Origin of the sequence: Streptomyces sp. NBC_01296 (genome assembly GCF_035984415.1) — a bacterium.
In the GTDB taxonomy this organism is placed as follows: Bacteria; Actinomycetota; Actinomycetes; order Streptomycetales; family Streptomycetaceae; genus Streptomyces.
In genome coordinates, this window is sequence record NZ_CP130720.1 from 8,139,415 (window position 1) to 8,156,771 (window position 17,357).

Below are 17,357 nucleotides of genomic sequence, written 5' to 3' on the forward strand. Positions count from 1 at the left end.
TACTCAGGCACCCCTGCCCGGGGTGTCCGCAAACGGCGGGCTGGTTGCTGGAGGGGTGTCATGGGCGAGCGGGAGACGTGGACGACGGAGGAGTTCGGCACCTCGCACGAGGGTGCGGTCGGAGTGCTCCTGGCCGACGGCAGCGTGCCGGCCCCGGCCCATTTCGACACCGGGTCGGGACCCCACGTGCAATCGACTTCGCAGTGGAGCGTCTATGACGGCCGCTTCCCCCGTGTGCCGCGGGCGGCCGCGCTGCGTGCGGTGTGCTCCTGCGGCTGGGCGGGACCCGAGCACCGGCTGGACTGGGAGGCGATCGGCGAGCAGGAACTCGCCGAGGCCGCCGACGACGAGGCGGATGCCTGCGTGCGGGACTGGGACGGGCACACCACCGCAGTCGAGGCGACGACCGTCCCCCTGCCGGACAGCCTCACCGCCCTTCTGGAGCGCCTCGAGGAGGAGATCGACCAGCTGGCCAAGACCTCCCCCGTCGCGGCGGTACGAGCCGCCCGGCGGACGCAGATCACGGCCGAGCGGGCCGGCTACTGGGCCGCTCGCGCCACACGGCAGGACCTGAACGCCGCCGAGGCCGCCGCCGCGCTCGGCCTCGACGAGGACGCCGCGCGCAAGGAGCTGGCACGCTTCGGCCACTGGAGCCCCTACTCCGGCTGAACGACCGACTCGCCCGCGGGCATCGCCCCGAGCCGCCGCCCCCCCCCGAAGTGATCTGGCGCATTTCAGAATGTCCGATTTTCGATCATGGTCGGGGGAACACAGCGCGCCTTCCCGTCAGTTCACTGAAGCGAACCGGGGCGAGCCGCACGACTTGTCCTGGACCGGTAGACCACTGGCAAGGAGAAACCGTGCGCATACTCTTCACCGGACCGGCCGCGGCCGGCCACCTCTTCCCGATGATCCCGACGGCGCAGGCATTGCGCGCCGCCGGCCACGAGGTGCTGTTCGCGAGCTCGCAGCCGCTCAACCGGCTCCGCGAGGCAGGATTTCCGATCGTCGAGATCGGCGACGGCCGCACCATCCGGGACGTGTTCGAGCAGTCCACCGGTGAGGAGGTGCGCTACGTCGCCACCGACATGACCACGGACCAGATTCTCGACAGGGCGGCTCTCGGCTTCGCGCTGGTTTCCCGCCCCACCGTGCAAGACCTGCTGGACGTCGCCGACAACTGGGGCCCGGACCTGCTGGTCTACGACTCCTTCCAGGCCTCCGCCCCGCTGGTCGCGGCCAAGCTCAAGATCCCGTCGGTGATCCAGAACTTCGGCGTCATGTCCGGGCTCGAGATGGTCGGCCGAATCGCCTCCAAGTTCACCGAGGCGTACGAGACGTACAAGGTCGCCGGCCCCGCCGAGTCCACGGCGCTGGACATCGTCCCCGCCTCCCTCGGCGGCGAACCGGGCGGCCTGCGGATGCGCTACATCCCCTACAACGGCGGCGGCACCGTCCCCGCCGAGCTGCTCCGTCGCGGCACCCGCCCGCGCGTCGCCGTCACCCTGGGCACGGTGCTCACCGAGATGGACGGCGTCCGCGCCATCGTCCGCCTGATCGAGGCCGCCGCCTCGGTGGACGCCGAGTTCCTGCTCGCCGTCGGCGACGCCGACCTCACCCCGCTCGGCACCCTCCCGAACAACGTCCGCCCGCTGCCCTGGGTCCCGCTTGCCGAGCTGCTGACCGCCTCCGACGCGCTGATCCACCACGGCGGCTCCGGCACCCTGCTCACCGCCCTGCAGGCCGGCGTGCCCCAGCTCCTGCTCCCTCAGGGCGCCGACCACTTCACCAACGCCGACGCCCTCACCGCGACCGGCGCCGCCCTGCGCTCCGCCTCCGAAGACGTCGACGCCCCGCTCCTCACCCGCCTCATCACCGACCCGGCCCTGCGTGAGGCCGCCGTCCGCCTCCAGGCGGAGAACGCCGCCCTGCCGAGCCCGGCCGAAACGGTCCCCGCTCTGGAGGCCCTGGCCGCCTCGTAGGGGGCGGCCCAGCCGCCGGTGGCAGGGCGCCCGTCGCCCTGCCACCGGCACCGCGCGTGCTCACCCGACTGATCTCCACCTGCGCGCAGGCCGGGGAACGGCCGCGCGCGGCGCGGATGTTAGCTTCCTTCCTGTGATGGAACACCAGGACGAGACCCGGGCGGCCTACGACGGGGTTGTCGAGCTCTATGCGTCGCTGTTCGCTGACCGGCTGGAGACGCGGCCGTTCACACGGGCCATGGTCGCCACCTTCGCCGAGCTGGTGCGCGGTACGGGGAACCTGCGGGCGGCCGACGTCGGGTGCGGGCCCGGACATCTGACGGCCATGTTGCACGACCTGGAGCTGGATGCCTTCGGGCTCGACCTCTCCCCGGCCATGATCGACCACGCACGGCGGGCCCATCCGGCGCTGCGGTTCGACGAGGCGCGGATGGAGGCCCTGCCGGTCGAGGACTGCGCGCTCGGCGGCGTGCTGGCCCACTACTCGATGATCCATACGCCACCCGTGGAATTGCCCGCGCTGCTCGCCGAGCAGGTGCGCGTCCTGGCATCAGGAGGCCTGCTCCTGGTCTCGTTCTTCGCGACCGACGGACCGGAGCCGGTCCGCTTCGACCACAAGGTGGCGCCCGCCTACAGCTGGCCGGTGGACCGGTTCGCCGAATTGCTGGCCGATGCCGGGCTCACAACTTCCGCTCGGCTGCTCCACGACCCGGCCTCCGAGCGGGGCTTCCTCGACGCCCACCTGCTGGCCCGCCGCCAGTAGAGCGCGGATCACGAGCGGGCGGCGTCCCGCTCGGCCCGGCGGGCGGTCAGGCGGCGCGGCAGAGCTCCGCCGGCCCGGCCGGTGCTGCGGCGCGGGGCGCGGTCGCGTGTACGGGACGGGCGGAGCGGACGGTGGCCGCGGCCTGCGAGCGGCTTCGCGCGAAGACGACGAGGCGCAGCACTGCGAACCGGGCGACACCGGCGATTGCGGAGGCGGACAGGTAGACGACCTGCTCGAGCAGCGCACCGGGCGCCGCCACCAGCTGGTGCAGGACGAGCATCGCCACGCAGGTCACCGCATATGCCGCAGCCGCGGACCCGGCCGACTGCGCATGTTGGCGCCACGTCGCGCGCCCGCCGGCGCCGAAGGAGAAGCGGGCGTGCAGCTCGGTGGTGAAGAGCGTGGAAATCGCCGTGACCAGGGCGTTGGCCAGGCCCCAGGGAATCCAGACGGCGAGGGCCGCCACGGCGAAGCTGGAGGCGAGTCCCACTCCGCCGCCACAGAGCACGAACCGGGCGAAGGCGGTGACGGCGCCCGGTGTCGCCTGCTGCTGGCTCTGCGCTGTCTCCATGATCTGACCCCTTCGATCGCTCCCTTTGCGAAAACGCGCACCTCCCGGCCGCTGAGGCCTTTGGGTCCGTTGTTTCTCATAAATGAAACGCTACGTTGCATTCACGGATCGAGCAACTGATTTGTTGCGCATATTTAGCGTTCCTGCAGGTAGAGTTGAGGAAATCGTTGCAATCACCTTGGAGCTAATGCAACAGCATCTACCCTATGCATTGCAATGAACTGAGGGTGAACGCTATGCCCGGCCGAGGCGGACGCCCGTCTCGCCGGCCGGACGCCCTGTCCCGAATGCGCGGTCAGTGACCTGCTGGGTCACCTCACGGGCCTCGCCGTCGCGTTCCGCGACGCCGCCCGCAAGGACCTGGGTCCCACGACGGACACGGCCCCCGGCTCAGCCGCGCCCTCCCTCCCTGCCCGCCCGCTGGCGGGAGGAACTGCCCAGAGCCCTCGGCGAACTGGCCGAAGCCTGGAAGGACCCGGCCGCCTGGACCGGCATGACGCGCGCGGGCGGCGTGGACCTGCCCGGCGAAATCGCGGGCGTGGTGGCTGCCGACGAACTGGTGCTGCACGGATGGGACCTGGCCCGGGCCGCCGGTCAGGAGTACGCACCCGATGAGGCCGCGCCGTGCGCCTCGCACGGGTTCCTGCTGGCGGCTGCGGAGGACGGGGACCGGGGCGAGGGCATCTTCGGGCCGGTCGTGCCCGTACCGGACGGGGCGCCGCTCCTGGACCGGGCCGTCGGGCTGGGCGGGCGCGACCCGGGCCGGATGCCGCCGACGTCCCCGTGACGCGGGCCGGCGACTGTCCGTCCGGGGCCCATTGCGGCCGGCCGTGGCGCCGTGGGCCCCTGCGGTCATGACAGCCGACGGGCTCTCAGGTCTGGCATTGCCTCGTGGCCGCGGGGGACCAGCCGCTCCAAGCGACGCCGTCCGCCCGAGCGTGTACCCGGATCTCGACCTTCACGGGCCCGCACACCCGGGTCGTGCTTCCCACCTCGACAGGGCCGATGGCCTCGCCGGCCCGGACGTAGGCGCGACCGCTGCCCACCTTCTCCCAGTGACCACCGTCGACGACACGGAAGAAGGCCTCATAGGAGATGTTCAGCCCCTTTGATCCGGTGTTGCGCGCCTTGATGTACGCCGTGATGTCTCGAGTGGGGAACCGGCCGGCAGATCCCCGCTGGGCACTGACGCAGCCATTGACGGCTACGCGGCCGGTCGATGAGCCCCCGCCACAAGCGATGGCCGCAGCGTGAGCGTTGGCAGGGATGGTCAGCATGGTCAGTGCGGCTGCGCCCAGGACCGTTCCGGTCCGCCTCAAAAGCAATGTCTCGTTCCTTTCCTCGAACCGCTTTCGCCGGAGAGACCATGGTTCGCCTTGAGGTGCGACGAGCAGCGTTTCATTAACTTTTCGCCCAAATGGGCGCAGGTCGGCACGACCTGTGACTCCGAGGTCCTCAGCCGCCGGGCCGACCCACACCGTGCGCCGGGTGAGCCGCTCGTGGGGTGGCCAGCGGCACCTCCGCCCACACCTGCTTGCCGCCGCTGAGCGGTACCGAGCCCCACGACGCCGTCGTCGCCTCGACGATGAGGATTCCGCGGCCCCCGGTCGCCGACCAGTCCACGCTCGCAGGCCTGACCGGGCTGCGGGGCGAGGCGTCGTTCACGGCGATCCGCAGCCGGTCCGCGGACAGCGTCAGATCCAGCCGCACCTCTCCCTGCGTATGGGCGATCGCATTGGTGACCAGCTCGGAGACCACCAGCAGGGCGACGTCGAGTTCCTCCACCACGCCCCACGAGCGCAGCGTGCGCGCGGCGAAACGGCGAGCGTGGTGGACGGCGTCGGGGAGCCGCCAGACGGTCCAGTTCGACCGCATCGGCCGGACCCGGGCGCCGTCGTAGCGCAGGAGCAGCAGCGCCACGTCGTCGTCGCGCCGGTTGACCCGCGCGACCAGCTCGTCGGCCACCATCCCCGGGTCGGCAGGGTCCGACGAGGCCAGTACGGCGCACACCCGGCGCATGCCCTCCTCCAGACGGACGTTGGACGACTCGACCATGCCGTCCGTCAGCAGGGCGAGCATCGTCCCCGGTACCAAGTCGACTTCCGTCATGGGGAATTCGGTGTCCGTGACCACTCCCAGTGGCGGTCCTCCTTCGACCGGCACCTCCTCGGTACTGCCGTCCGGCTTGCGCAGGACCGGCTGCAGGTGCCCGGCGCGTACGAACCAGGCGATGCCCTCCTCCATGTCCAGGTCCACGTACAGGCAGGTCGCGAACAGGTCCGTCTCCATGCCGACGAGCAGCCGGTTGGCCCGGGCGATGACCACATCGGGCGGGTGGCGCTCCACCGCGTAGGCCCGCACGGCCGTCCGGATCTGACCCATGATGGTCGCGGCTCCGGCGCTGTGCCCCTGCACATCGCCGATGACCAGCGCCACGTGGCCGTCGCCGAGCGGGATGACGTCGTACCAGTCGCCGCCCACCTCGAGCCCCGCGGTCGCGGGCAGATAGCGGGCGACGGCCACCCCGCCGGGCAGCGACGGAAGCTTGCGCGGCAGCAGGCTGCGCTGGAGCATCGTGGCGAGTTCGTGGCCGGCGTTCAGCGCGTGCGCGCGCATCAGCGCCTGCCCCACGAGCCCCGCGGTGGCGGTCAGCAGCGAGCGCTCCTCCGGTCCGAACCGGTGCTCACCGTCCCATCCCACGAGGCAGACGCCGACCATCCGGCCGTCCGCAGGCAGGGGCAGGACCGCGAGCCCGCCGGGCCCGATCCCCGCGAGAGCGGGTTCGAGGTCAGCGCCCGGCGGCCACAGGCTCACATGGCCCTCCCGCAGGACGCTCTGCAGCGTGGGCAGGTCGTGCATCGAGGCGTCCGGCCACTCGGACCGCCATTCCGAACGCCACATACCCGGCCACGCCTGCGCCTCGGGCGGGTCGAGGACGGTGACCACGAGCCGGTCGGCCTCCAGCTCGGCGACCGCCACCCGGCTCGCGTCCAGTGGGCCGCGCAGGGCGTTGACGACGATTTGGCTGACGTCCCTGATGGTCGTCGCGCCGGCCAGCGTGGCGGACAGCCGCTGCACGATGGAGACTTCGTCGGCACTGGGGCGCAGGTAGGAGGCGTCGGCCACCACGCCGAGGACCCGTACGGGGGTGCCGTCGTCGTCCGTGATCACCCGGCACCGCAGGCCCAGCCAGCGCAGTTCGCCTCCCGGTCTGCGGATGCGGAACGCGAGCTGCTGCGGACCGGACGTCAGTCGGTCGGGCTCCACGATGGCCATCAGCGCAGGGATGTCGTCCGGCACGGCACTCGCGAGCAGCGTCTCCACTTTGCCGTCGAACCGGTCGGGCGGGATCCCGAGCAGTTCCAGCACGCGTGCGTGCGCCTCCATGCGGCCGGAGCCGAGTTCCAGGATGAACGCGCCGCCCCGGAGCGGCACCAGCGTGTGTCCCCGCACGGGGCGCGGGGGCGCGCGCCCCGGCGTGTGAGCGGCGACCGATGCGAGTCCGGCGGCGACCTGGTCGGCGTACAGCTCCAGCAGGCTCCGGCGGTCGTTGCTGAACCCGTCGGGAACATTGCCGGCGACGATCAGACACCCCAGCTCCTTGGAGCCGTGCCCGAGCGGCAGGGCGCCGAGCGAGAGCCTGGCCGGCGACGCCCTGACGGAGTCGTCCCGAACCCGCCCGGGGAAGTGGTGCGGGTCCTCCTCCACGTATGCGGCCAGCTCCTTCGGGTTCAGCCACAGCGGCCGGCCCGAGCGGTAGGCCTCGGCGGCCGGGGAGTGCCCGTCCACGGAGAGGACGGCCGGCAGCCCGTACAGCATGGCGCGGTTACCGGTCATCTCGGCCAGATGGAGCTCCTCGCGGCCGTCGGCGAGCACGTAGACAGCGGCCAGCTCGGCCCCGCAGAACGCAAAGCGCTGCCTCGTCACGGTCTGTAACGCCTTCCTGCGAGGGCAGCCACGGCCGACCGCCCTCCCTCCATGCTGTCGCGCCCCGCACCGTCACGGCGAGTCGGGAGCGTACGGGGCTCTGGTGAGATCGGTGAAGCCCTTGGTGCGTGGCCCCTGCCGGGGTGGCGCGGCGGATACGGCCATGGGCGCGCACGAGGCCGTACCGGGGCGGGTGCGGCCTCGTGCGGTCACGGTGTGTACGCGGCGGCCTGCCGAGGGTCAGCGGAAGGCTGATCAATCCGGCCGTCTCGAAATCCTCGCCCGGTGTCTCCGCGAGCCCCTTGGCCGTGGCTCCGGTGTGCCCGCCTGGTCGCGGGAACGAGCGGGCGAGCGGGTCCGGGAAACGCCGTATCCCTGCGCCCTATTCCCGGACCGGAGTTCCGGGTGAAGTCGTGAGCCATCCACAGGGATTCGTGAGGAATGCATCTAGGTAGCGGTGCCGAATGCCCGTAACTTATTTCTCGTAAGTGACAGCCAAACGGGAGGTAATTCCATGATCTCGACCGTCAAGACCAACGCCATCTGCGCCGTGGTCCACAACCGCGCCGTCGTTCACAACCGTGCGGTGGTTCACAACCGCGCCGTGGTCCACAACCGTTCGGTTGCCAAGTGAAGTTGACCTCTTAAGGTCCTTCGACCACGGTCCCGGGGTTCTCCCCGGGGCCGTGGCACTTTGCACCAGGAGCCAGATTCATGGGGGCTGATATGTCGGCGGACGACACCGCTTTGGAAATCGTGGACGTCGAGGTATACGACCTCGAGCAGGATCTGTGCTTTCTCGGCACCCCGAACGGTGGGCAATTCTATATTTCCGCCCCCACGTCCGAGTTTCGCGCCTGGCTGGCGCGCTGCGACGGAACCAGGTCCCGCAGCGAACTGTTGGCGGGAATGGCCTCCGAATACGCCGAAGTGGTCGACGTCCTGCAGCACGACGGCTGCCTGCGTCCGGCCGGGGCCACCCTGGACGCCGAGCGCGCGGCGCGAGTGGCGCGCACCACGGTCCTCCTCGCAGGCGCGCCGGAGCTCACCGCCCCCCTCGCCCACGCGTTGAGCACCACCGGATACGCGCAGGTCGGACCGGCCCCGGAGGACCTGTCCGTCGTCGACGTCCGCGACACCGTGCTCGTCGCCGCCTTCTCCTACTCCGCCCACCGGGAACTGAGCCGCATCGACGAGCTGTGCGCCCGGACCGGCCTGCGCTGGCTGCCGCTGCGCCATGAACGCGGCCGGGCCATCCTCGGTCCTGCCATCACCCCCGGCACCACGGCGGACTTCGCGGACGTGCTGGACCGCCGGCTCAGCGCGGCGCACGACCCGCGGGTCGTCGAGGCCGTGCGGGCTGCGCCGCAGCCGGACGGCCACCGGCTCCGGGACGGCGACGTCCGCTGGACATCCGCGCAGCTCGGCACGTACCTGGAGCGCTGGGTCACGGGCGAGGCCACCGTCGACGAGGTCGAGCTCGATCCGCGCCGGCTCGACCGGATCGAGCGCACCGTCCTGCCGGTGCCGACGCGGCCGCGGCCGGTGGTGCGCGGCGACGCCGAGGCGGACCTGCTCGTGGACGACCAGGTCGGCGTGGTCACCGGCGTTCAGGAGCTGGCCCCCTTGCCGGGCATGCCGGCGCAGCTGCGGGTGTGCGCGGTGGACGTCGCCGACATGCGGCGCGTCGCGGACTGGCCCAACGACCGCCAGGCGTTCGGCACGTCCTGGTCCGATTTCGACGCCGCCCGCCGCAGTGCCGTCGGTGAGGCGGTCGAACGCTACTGCGGCAGCCGGCTGCCCGAGGACCGGCTCCGGTTCGGCAGCTACGCCCAGCTGCGCAGGTCCGGGGTGCCCGCGCTCGACCCGCGCCGGCTGCACCTGTATTCGCAGCAGCAGTACCGCAGCGAGGGCTTCCCCTTCGCGCCGCTGACCGTGGACGCGGAGTGCGCCTGGGTCGAGGGCCGCTCGTGGACGACCGGCGAGCCGGCATGGGTGCCCGCCTTCCTGGTCGCCCACGGAGAGCACGACCCGGTTGCCTACTCCGATCCGCTGGTGGCCGGCGTGGCCTGCGGCGTCAATGAGGAGCACGCCGTCACCTCGGGGCTCGAAGAGGTGATCGAGCGAGACACCACCATGCTGTGGTGGACCAACGCCGCCCGCCTTCCCCGGCTGCCGATACCCGACCGGATCCGCGAGCTGGTCGCGGACAGCCTGGACACGTACGACATCAGCCTGATCCCTCTGGACAACGAGTTCGACGTCCCGGTGCTCGCCGCGGTCGTACGCGACCGCGCCGCCGGATGGCTGGGCATCGGCTTCGCCACCCGGCCCGACCCGCAGGAGGCGGCGGAAAAGGCGCTCGCCGAGGGGTTCACCCTGCACCACACCTGCCGCTTCCTCGACGACGACAAGACGCTGGCGGACGGCCGGGCCGAGCTGCCGCACCTGGGCAACCTCAAGCCGTACCGCGCCGACCGGCGCTATCTCGACTCCTACCGCCCGGACTTCAGCGACGTCCGGGACCTGCTGTGCCAGCAGCAGGTCCATCTCGATCCGCGGGCGGGGGAGCGGGTGGCACCCTGGGTGCTGGACCTCCCCACCCGCCCCTGGGACGGGCTGCCCGCGCTCGCGCAGCGGAGCCTCGAGGCGTACCGCGAACGGGTCGAGGCCCGCGGCTTCGAGGTGATCAGTGTCGACCTGACGACCTGTGACGCCGAAGCGGCCGGGTTCAGTGCCGCGCACACGATCGTGCCCGGCCTCGTGTCGAACTTCCCCGCCGGCATGCCCATGTGGGGCGACGGCAGGATCGGCCGCGCGGGCGTCCGGCTCGGCTGGCGGTCGCAGCCGTTGGCCGAGGACGAGTTCAACGTCTTTCCACTACCCCACGCGTGAGGGATACCGATGGCTGTCATCGACACACTCGGCCTGCCGAACACCAAAGGCCGCAAGCCTCTGATCGTCGCGCAGGTCGTCGATGCTCTGGGCACCGGGCTCTTCCTCCCCTTCGCCGTCGTGTACTTCCACGCCGCCAAGGACATCCCGCTGACCACGGTCGGCCTGATGCTGTCCGTCGGCGCGCTGCTCTCGCTGCCCGCTGGACCGCTGGGGGGCCCGCTGATCGACCGGATCGGGCCGCGGCGCGTGCTGATCGCGAGCAATCTGATCCGTGTACTGACCTTCACCGGCTACGTGTTCACCGACACTCCCTGGCAGCTGGTCGTGCTGGTCACGGTCACCTTGTGGGGCGACAGCCTGTTCCGGCCCGCGGTCTCCGCGCTGGTGGCCCAGGTGGCCGACGACGGGCACAGGGCGCGCTGGTACGCGATGGACCGGTCCCTGCGCAACGTCGGGATCGGCGCCGGCGGACTGGTGGGCAGCACGCTCGTCGGTTGGGGCGGCACCTCGGGCTACACCGCCGTGGTCGCGCTGAACGCCGTGTCGTTCCTCGTCGCGGCCGGGCTGGTCGCGACCTGGCGCCGGACCGCCGTGCTGCCTTCCGGCGGCGATCCGGTCCCGGCCGGGGACGCTCCGGGGCAGCGGAGCAGCGGGTACCGGGAGGTACTCGCCGACCGGGCCTTTCTCGGAGTCCTGGCCACCGTCTGCGTATTCGCGCTGTGCGACCTCGCGCTGACCATGCTGCTGAGCGCCTACGTCATCGAGGCACGCGGGTTGCCGGCGTGGCAGCCGGGCATGCTGTTCGCGATCAACACCGTCATGGTGATGCTGGCGCAGACCGCAGTGGCCAGGTCGGTCGAGCGGTACCGACGGACCAGAGTCCTGCAAGTGGCCTCCGTCCTGTGGATGGTGTCCTTCGCGCTGTTCGCGGTGGTGTCCGGCGAGCACGTCGGATGGGCCTTCGGCGGGCTCGTCCTGGGCATGGTCGTCTTCACGGTCGCCGAGCTGCTCCAGGCTCCGACCAGCAGTGCGCTGACCGTGGCGATCGCCCCAGAGCACCTTCGCGGCCGGTACCTGGGGTTGGAGGAGCTGATGTGGAGCCTGGCCCGGGTGATGGCGCCGACGGTGTTCACCTGGCTGCTGGCGCGGGGAGCGGGCCTGCCGTGGTTCGCGCTCTGCCTCTGTTGCCTCGCGGCGGTCGTGGTGCTGCAGCGGCTCCACCGTGTGCTGCCCGCACCCGTCCAGCGGGAGACCGTCCATGGCTGAGCGCGCGGCCGAGGTCCGTTGCCCGCAGGAGTTCCGCGAGGTCTACCACCGGGTCTACCACGAGCCGCCCTACCACGAGGACGCCGCGGCAGCAGACGGCTTCGCCCGTGAGCTGGCCGGCCACGCGGCGCTGCCCGGCTTCTCCGTGACCACCGTCCTCGACGGCGGTGTGCTCAGCGGTTTCGCCTACGGCGTGCACCGCGAGGAGGGATGGTGGCATCCGCGCGCCGCCGCGCCCGCACCGTGGTGGCTGCGACGGCCGCTGTTCTACGTCTACGAGCTCGCGGTCGTCAGCGAGTTGCGCGGCCGCGGGCACGGGCGCGAGTTGCTGGACCTGCTGCTCGCCGACCGCACCGAGCCGTTCGCCGTACTGGCCGCGTCGAGCAGGGCCTCGGCGCGCGAGCTGTACCGGCGGTGGGGCTGGACGAAGGTCGGCGAACTCACGGGGCCACCGCACGGTGTGGACCTCCTTGCACTCCCTTTGACGCCACTGCCGGTGACCTAGGAACCGCTCACCCGTTCCCGGCCCTGTCGCCGCGTTCCCCCCACCCCCCCCGGGTCGCGGTCGACGTGCAGCGTGCGTCGCGTGCCTACGGGAAGCCGATCCGCGAGCACGACCTGACACAGGCAGCGGATGATTCGGCGGCCGAAACACGTCGCGTGCAAGGGTGTTCGGTATGCCCACGGCTTCCGGGTCGCCCGCCCGGCGGTTTCGTACGCGCACGCTGTCGCTGCATCGTCTCAATTGATCGGGGGATTCGAGTGAGTGTCGATGTGATGGTTTACGATGATCTTGCCCTGTCTCGATTTGCCCTCACCGCTCTGCTGGAACAGCATCCGGAGATCAGGATTGTGGGATCGGTGGACAACAGGTATGCCGCACTCGAGTTCGCCGAGATGAACCGACCCGATGTCGTGATCATCAGCTTCGAAGGCAGGGACGAGGAAACCGTCGACATTGCCGAGAAGATCGCCATCCTTCCGAATGTCCGCACGCTGTTGGTCGCCACTGCGTGTGTCCGATCGGCCGTCCGCAGGGCCTTCGCGGGGGACATCGGCGGAATGGTGCGGCGCAGTGCCCCGCCTCAGCGCCTCATCGAGGCCATCCATCTGGTGCATGAGGGCGAGCGGGCGTTCGACGCCGAGCTCGCGGTCGCGGCCGTGGCCAACGGAGACTGCCCGCTGACTCCCCGGCAGTTGTCCGTGCTCGAGCATCTCGACGGCGGCGACACGGTGGAGGAGATTGCCGCACGGCTGTCCCTGTCCGAAGGGACGGTGCGCAACTACATTTCATCGATCGTGGTGAATGTAGGTGCACGCAACCGTATTGACGCTCTACGCATGGCCCGGAATCTGGAATGGATCTGATCCGAAAGGGGCCGACGGCCCGCATGCCCAACTCCAATGGTCCCAGCGGCGGTCGACTGCCCCGCCAGGTGGCCGACACTTACGTCGACGCCCTCGTCGAACTCGACCCGATCGCCGGCACCTTCCTCGGCGTCGCCGAGAGCTCCGGCCGGCTCCCCGACTTCTCGCCGGAGGGCCGGGAAGCGGTGGACCGGCTCGCCCGTACGACCCTGCGCCAGCTTGCTGCAGCAGAAGCCGCTCCCGGTGCGGACGACATCACCGAGCGCCGCTGCGCCCGGCTGCTGCGTGAACGGCTCACCGCCGAACTCGCGGTGCACGAGGCGGGCGAGGGCCTGCGTACGGTCAGCAACCTCGACTCGCCTCTGCACCAGGTCCGCGACGTCCTCACGCTCACTCCCACCGACACGGACGAGGACTGGGCGGCGATCGCGCAACGGCTGCGCGCCGTACCGGACGCCCTGGCGGGCTACCGTGCCTCGCTGAACGCCGGCCTCGCACGCGGGCTGCCCGCAGGGCCGCGGCAGGTCTCGGCCGTCGTCGGCCAGTTGACGGAGTGGATCGGTACGGACCGGAGCTGGTTCGCGGAGTTCACCGACCCCGGTCCCGAGCGGTTGCGCGACGAGCTCACCGCCGCCGCCACAGTGGCCACCGGCGGCCTGGTGGAACTGCGCGACTGGTTCCGTGACAGCTACGCACCGGCCGTCGAGAGCGCACCCGACGTCGTCGGCCGGGAGCGCTACGTCCGCCTCGCCCGTCACCACAACGGCGCCGATCTCGACCTGGACGAGGCCTATGCGTACGGCTGGAGCGAGTTCCACCGGCTGCTGGCCGAGATGCGCACCGAGGCCGAAAGGGTCCTGCCGGGCGCCGGTACCCCCTGGGAGGCGCTGGCTTGGTGCGACCGGCACGGCGAGGCCGTCGAGGGGGTCGAGGAGACCCGGCAGTGGCTCCAGTCACTGATGGACGAAACCATCGACATGCTGGACGGCACCCACTTCGAACTGGCCGCGCGCGTACGCCGAGTCGAGTCGCGGATCGCCCCGCGAGGCAGCGCCGCCGCCCCCTACTACACCGAGCCGTCGCTGGACTTCTCCCGGCCCGGACGCACCTGGCTGCCCACGCTGGGAGAGACCCGCTTCCCGGTCTACGACCTGGTCACCACGTGGTACCACGAGGGCGTACCCGGTCATCACCTCCAACTGGCCCAGTGGGCGCACGTCGCCGAGGACCTCTCCCGCTACCAGACCGCCGTGGGCCTCGTCAACGCCAACGCCGAGGGCTGGGCCCTGTACGCCGAACGCCTGATGGACGAGCTGGGCTTCCTGTCCAACGCCGAGCGCCGGCTGGGCTATCTGGACGCGCAGATGATGCGGGCCATCCGCGTCGTCATCGACATCGGGATGCACCTGGAGCTGGAGATCCCGAAGGACTCTCCCTTCCACCCGGGCGAGCGCTGGACGCCGGGGCTGGCCCAGGAGTTCCTCGCCCGTCACACCAGCCGCCCGGCCGACTACGTCGAGAGCGAGGTCACCCGTTATCTGGGCATGGCGGGCCAGGCCATCGGCTACAAACTCGGCGAGCGCGTCTGGCTCATGGGCCGGGAGGCGGCCCGAGCCCGCCACGGCGCGGACTTCGACCTCAAGGCATGGCACATGGCCGCGCTGTCGCAGGGCTCGCTGGGCCTGGACGATCTGCTGAGCGAGATTTCAGCTCTGTGAGGGAGGGGCAGCCGAGTAGCGCACAGTGGTGAGCTCTTCCGACAGCGTCCACAACCGGTGGGCCGTAGCCGAGTCCTGGATGGCGCGTTCTCGGCTGCGGAGCACCGGCTCGCCCCTGAGCTGGAAGGGTCCGTCGGGCACGACGTAGCTGCCTCCGGGGAGGTCGGGAACCGTCGCGGCGTACAGGGAGGTCTTGGCGCCTTCCGGTGTGGGGCGGAAAGCGGTGCGCAAGAGCAGGCGCGTGAGGGTCCCGTACACAAGGCCGCGGGTGCTGTTGGCGCCGCCGGTGAGCACGTTGGAGCGGGTGAGTCCGGGGGCGACCGCCATACTTCGCAGCCTCAGCCCGGCGGCATCGGCCCTTCGCTGCAGTTCCATGGCGAAGTAGAGATTGGCCCGCTTGGACTGCAGGTAGGTGAACAGTGCTCGTAGCGGTGCTCGGCATTGAGGTTGGCCATGTCGAACCGGGCGAACCGCTGGCCCTCGCTGCTGACCGTGACCACGCGCGGGTCGGCGGCGGCCAGCAGGTGGGGCATGAGGAGGCCGGTGAGCGCGAACGTACCGAGGTGATTCGTGCCGAACTGGGACTCGAAGCCGTCGGCCGTCCGGGAGAACGGCACCATGGCCACGCCGGCGTTGTTCACCAGGAGGTCGAGGCGGTCGTGGCTCCAGCCCTCGGCGAAACCGCGGACGGATTCCAAGTCGGCGAGATCGAGCATGCGCAGCTCGGCGTGGGCGCCGGGTACTTCGTTTCGCAGCCGCTCCACTGCCGCCCGCCCGCGCTCGTGGTTGCGGCAGGCCAGGACGACATGGGCGCCGCGGCGGGCGAGTTCGCGGGCGGTGACGTACCCGATGCCGCTGTTGGCGCCCGTGACGACGACCAGCCGACCCGACTGGTCAGGGACGCAATCGGGTGTCCACCTCATGCGCGCAACCGGGTGCGGGAGGCTCGCGGAACGCCCGTCGACCGGGCAGGGGCGGTACTCGGCGCTGCGCGCGGCCGTGTCGTCGCGCTTGCGGTCGCCGTCGCGCAGTGAGGTTCGCGCGGTCGCCCGGGAGTCATCGGTCATGGGGCCTCGATCCGTGGGTCAGGAGTGCCTGCGGCTTCGAAAGGGCACAGCCGCATCGCAACTCCAGGTTGCGATAGCCTGATCCTGTCGCATGGGCCGCCGTCAACGCAACCAGGAGTTGCAATGGAGTTCGCTGAGTCGCCCTCCCGGCGTGCCCCCGCTGTGGGACGAGGCCGCACGACGAGGGCCGCCGTGCTGGAGGCCGCCGTCACCGAGCTCACCCGTTGTCGCCCGGGCCGTCGAGCGCGGCGAGCTGCCTGCTGACACCGACCCGGCCGAACTCCTCAAGGCCCTCGTTGCGCCGATCTACTTCCGGCTCGTGTTCACCGGGGAGCCGGTCGACGCAACGGCCGCAGACCGGGCAGTGCAGGTCGCACTGGCTACCGCGCACGCCCGCGTGCTGCGGGCGCTCTGACCGCCGGCTACGGCACGGGCATACGGCGTCGCCCGGCTGTTCTTCGGCGCCGGGGTCACGGGAGGCGGGGGTTCGTCACAGCCGGACGATGACGAGGGCGGTGTCGTCGGTGGCGCCCACGGCGGGGAGCAGGTCGAGGAGCAGCGCGTCGGCGAGCGGCTCGGGGTCGGCCCCGCGGTGGTGGACGAGGGCGCCGGCGAGGCGGGCGACGCCGGTGTCGATGTCCTCGCGGCGGCGTTCGATCAGGCCGTCGCTGTAGAGGACGAGGGTGTCGCCCTCGGTGAAGGGGGTGGTGGCCTGGGGGCGGGCGACGTGGTCGGGGCGGGCGCCGAGCGGGGGGTCGGTGGCCTGGTCGAGGAATTCGACGGTGCCGTCGGTGCGGAGCAGGGCGGGCGGGGGATGGCCGGCGCTGCTGTAGGTGATGGTGTGGGTCTCCCAGTCGATGCAGGTCTCGACGACGGTGGTGTTCTCGGCGCCTTCGACGGAGCGCGCGTACAGACCGAGGACTTCCAAGGCCTGGGCGGGGCCGTCGGCGACGCGGGATACGGCGCTGAGGGCGCTGCGGAGCAGGCCCATGACGCAGGCGGCGTGGAGGCCGTGGCCCACGACGTCGCCGACGGCGACGCCGATGCGGTCGCCGGGCAGGTCGACGAGGTCGTACCAGTCGCCGCAGACGTTGAGCGTTCCCATGGCGGGCTGGTAGCGCACGGCGGCCCGGTGGTGGCCGAAGGGGCCGGGGGCGGGCAGCATCGCGTCCTGCAGGGCGAGGGCGACCTCGCGCTCGCGGGCGTGGGCCTCGCGGAGCCGTTCGTTGAGCTCCTGCAGCTCCCTGGCCCGGGTGTACAGCTCGGCCTCCAGCACCCGGGTGCGGCCGCCTCGCGAGCCTCGGGCCTTGATGAGCTCGGTGACCTCCTCGACACGGTGCACCAGCACCGCCACCCGGCCGTCCGGTCCGAGCACTGCTGCATTGACCGGGCTCCAGTACCGTTCGTCCCACTCGCCCGGCCGTTCCGCGGACTCCACGTCGTAGCGCTGCAGCGCCATCGTGTCCCGCTCGCCGGTGGCGAGCACCCGCTGGAGTGAGGCCTGCAGGTTCCGCGCGCCGGTGGCCGCGGGATCGCCGGGATTGTCGGGGAAGACGTCGAACAGGTACCGGCCCACCAGCTGCTCGCGCGTCCGGCCCGCCATCCGCAGGAACTCTTCGTTCACGTCCACGTACACCAGTTCGGGAGTCAGGAGCGCGACCATGCCGGGCAGTGCCTGGAACACCGCCGCGTAGTCGATTTCCGCCTCCGCCATGGTCGGCCTGCCTCAGTGCTCGATGCCGTCTGTGATTCCCACGATAGAAGCCGGGTGATGAGCGCGCGGGAATCCGTTGGGCA

12 protein-coding genes and 2 pseudogenes are annotated in these 17,357 nt (G+C 71.2%); 10 read left to right on the plus strand and 4 right to left on the minus strand.

Annotated features, from left to right (window positions below; translation table 11 throughout):
* The first annotated feature begins 60 nt into the window (after positions 1-60).
* From OG299_RS37010 to OG299_RS37020, 3 genes are all read left to right on the plus strand, one after another.
* Entirely contained in the window at positions 61-669 is a 609-nt protein-coding gene (locus OG299_RS37010; protein WP_327363946.1) for a hypothetical protein, read from the plus strand.
* 191 nt (positions 670-860) lie between these two features.
* Entirely contained in the window at positions 861-1,982 is a 1,122-nt protein-coding gene (locus OG299_RS37015; protein WP_327363947.1) for a nucleotide disphospho-sugar-binding domain-containing protein, read from the plus strand.
* A gap of 133 nt (positions 1,983-2,115) precedes the next feature.
* A complete protein-coding gene (locus OG299_RS37020) occupies positions 2,116-2,745 on the plus strand; it encodes a class I SAM-dependent methyltransferase (RefSeq protein ID WP_327363948.1) in 630 nt (209 codons plus the stop codon).
* Between the two features lie 46 nt (positions 2,746-2,791).
* Here the strand turns inward: OG299_RS37020 and OG299_RS37025 are convergent, their stop codons facing one another.
* Positions 2,792-3,316, minus strand: coding sequence for a GtrA domain-containing protein (locus OG299_RS37025; protein ID WP_266632895.1), 525 nt, complete (start codon positions 3,314-3,316; stop codon positions 2,792-2,794).
* Between the two features lie 252 nt (positions 3,317-3,568).
* Between OG299_RS37025 and OG299_RS37030 the strand changes: the two are divergent.
* A pseudogene (locus OG299_RS37030) lies at positions 3,569-4,103 on the plus strand (TIGR03086 family metal-binding protein); the annotation flags it as partial.
* 668 nt (positions 4,104-4,771) lie between these two features.
* Here OG299_RS37030 and OG299_RS37035 read toward each other — a convergent pair.
* Positions 4,772-7,243, minus strand: a complete 2,472-nt coding sequence (locus OG299_RS37035) for a SpoIIE family protein phosphatase (RefSeq protein WP_405705006.1) — start codon at positions 7,241-7,243, stop codon at positions 4,772-4,774.
* Positions 7,244-8,152: 909 nt separating this feature from the next.
* Here OG299_RS37035 and OG299_RS37040 point away from each other — a divergent pair.
* The 5 genes from OG299_RS37040 to OG299_RS37060 all read left to right on the plus strand — a co-directional run bounded on the left by OG299_RS37040 (position 8,153) and on the right by OG299_RS37060 (position 14,493).
* A complete protein-coding gene (locus OG299_RS37040) occupies positions 8,153-10,138 on the plus strand; it encodes a YcaO-like family protein (protein ID WP_327363950.1) in 1,986 nt (661 codons plus the stop codon).
* 9 nt (positions 10,139-10,147) lie between these two features.
* Positions 10,148-11,407 carry an MDR family MFS transporter gene (locus tag OG299_RS37045; protein WP_327363951.1) on the plus strand — a complete coding sequence of 420 codons (1,260 nt, stop codon included), beginning with the start codon at positions 10,148-10,150 and terminating at the stop codon, positions 11,405-11,407.
* Entirely contained in the window at positions 11,400-11,912 is a 513-nt protein-coding gene (locus tag OG299_RS37050) for a GNAT family N-acetyltransferase (protein ID WP_327363952.1), read from the plus strand. The genes OG299_RS37045 and OG299_RS37050 overlap by 8 nt, the downstream gene beginning before the upstream one ends.
* A gap of 257 nt (positions 11,913-12,169) precedes the next feature.
* A complete protein-coding gene (locus tag OG299_RS37055; RefSeq protein ID WP_327363953.1) occupies positions 12,170-12,775 on the plus strand; it encodes a response regulator transcription factor in 606 nt (201 codons plus the stop codon).
* Between the two features lie 23 nt (positions 12,776-12,798).
* Positions 12,799-14,493, plus strand: a complete 1,695-nt coding sequence (locus OG299_RS37060) for a DUF885 domain-containing protein (RefSeq protein WP_327363954.1) — start codon at positions 12,799-12,801, stop codon at positions 14,491-14,493.
* On the opposite strand, the pseudogene OG299_RS37065 reads toward OG299_RS37060, so the two are convergent.
* A pseudogene (locus tag OG299_RS37065) lies at positions 14,482-15,416 on the minus strand (oxidoreductase). The gene OG299_RS37060 and the pseudogene OG299_RS37065 sit on opposite strands and share 12 nt — an antisense overlap.
* Before the next feature lie 295 nt (positions 15,417-15,711).
* On the opposite strand from OG299_RS37065, the gene OG299_RS37070 reads away from it, so the two are divergent.
* Positions 15,712-15,975 (plus strand): TetR-like C-terminal domain-containing protein, encoded by a 264-nt coding sequence (locus tag OG299_RS37070; protein WP_327363955.1) that lies wholly within the window; start codon positions 15,712-15,714, stop codon positions 15,973-15,975.
* A 75-nt stretch (positions 15,976-16,050) separates the two neighbouring features.
* Here OG299_RS37070 and OG299_RS37075 read toward each other — a convergent pair whose 3' ends face one another.
* On the minus strand, positions 16,051-17,274 hold the full coding sequence (locus OG299_RS37075) for a PP2C family protein-serine/threonine phosphatase (RefSeq protein WP_327363956.1): 1,224 nt from the start codon (positions 17,272-17,274) through the stop codon (positions 16,051-16,053).
* Positions 17,275-17,357 lie beyond the last annotated feature (83 nt).

Bases quoted from the DNA above. Each gene is read 5' to 3' on its own strand.
- OG299_RS37060 (WP_327363954.1), top strand. From the start codon at position 12,799: ATGCCCAACTCCAATGGTCCCAGCGGCGGTCGACTGCCCCGCCAGGTG.
- OG299_RS37010 (WP_327363946.1), top strand. From the start codon at position 61: ATGGGCGAGCGGGAGACGTGGACGACGGAGGAGTTCGGCACCTCGCAC.
- OG299_RS37045 (WP_327363951.1), top strand. From the start codon at position 10,148: ATGGCTGTCATCGACACACTCGGCCTGCCGAACACCAAAGGCCGCAAG.
- OG299_RS37050 (WP_327363952.1), top strand. From the start codon at position 11,400: ATGGCTGAGCGCGCGGCCGAGGTCCGTTGCCCGCAGGAGTTCCGCGAG.
- OG299_RS37025 (WP_266632895.1), bottom strand. From the start codon at position 3,316: ATGGAGACAGCGCAGAGCCAGCAGCAGGCGACACCGGGCGCCGTCACC.
- OG299_RS37040 (WP_327363950.1), top strand. From the start codon at position 8,153: ATGGCCTCCGAATACGCCGAAGTGGTCGACGTCCTGCAGCACGACGGC.
- OG299_RS37075 (WP_327363956.1), bottom strand. From the start codon at position 17,274: ATGGCGGAGGCGGAAATCGACTACGCGGCGGTGTTCCAGGCACTGCCC.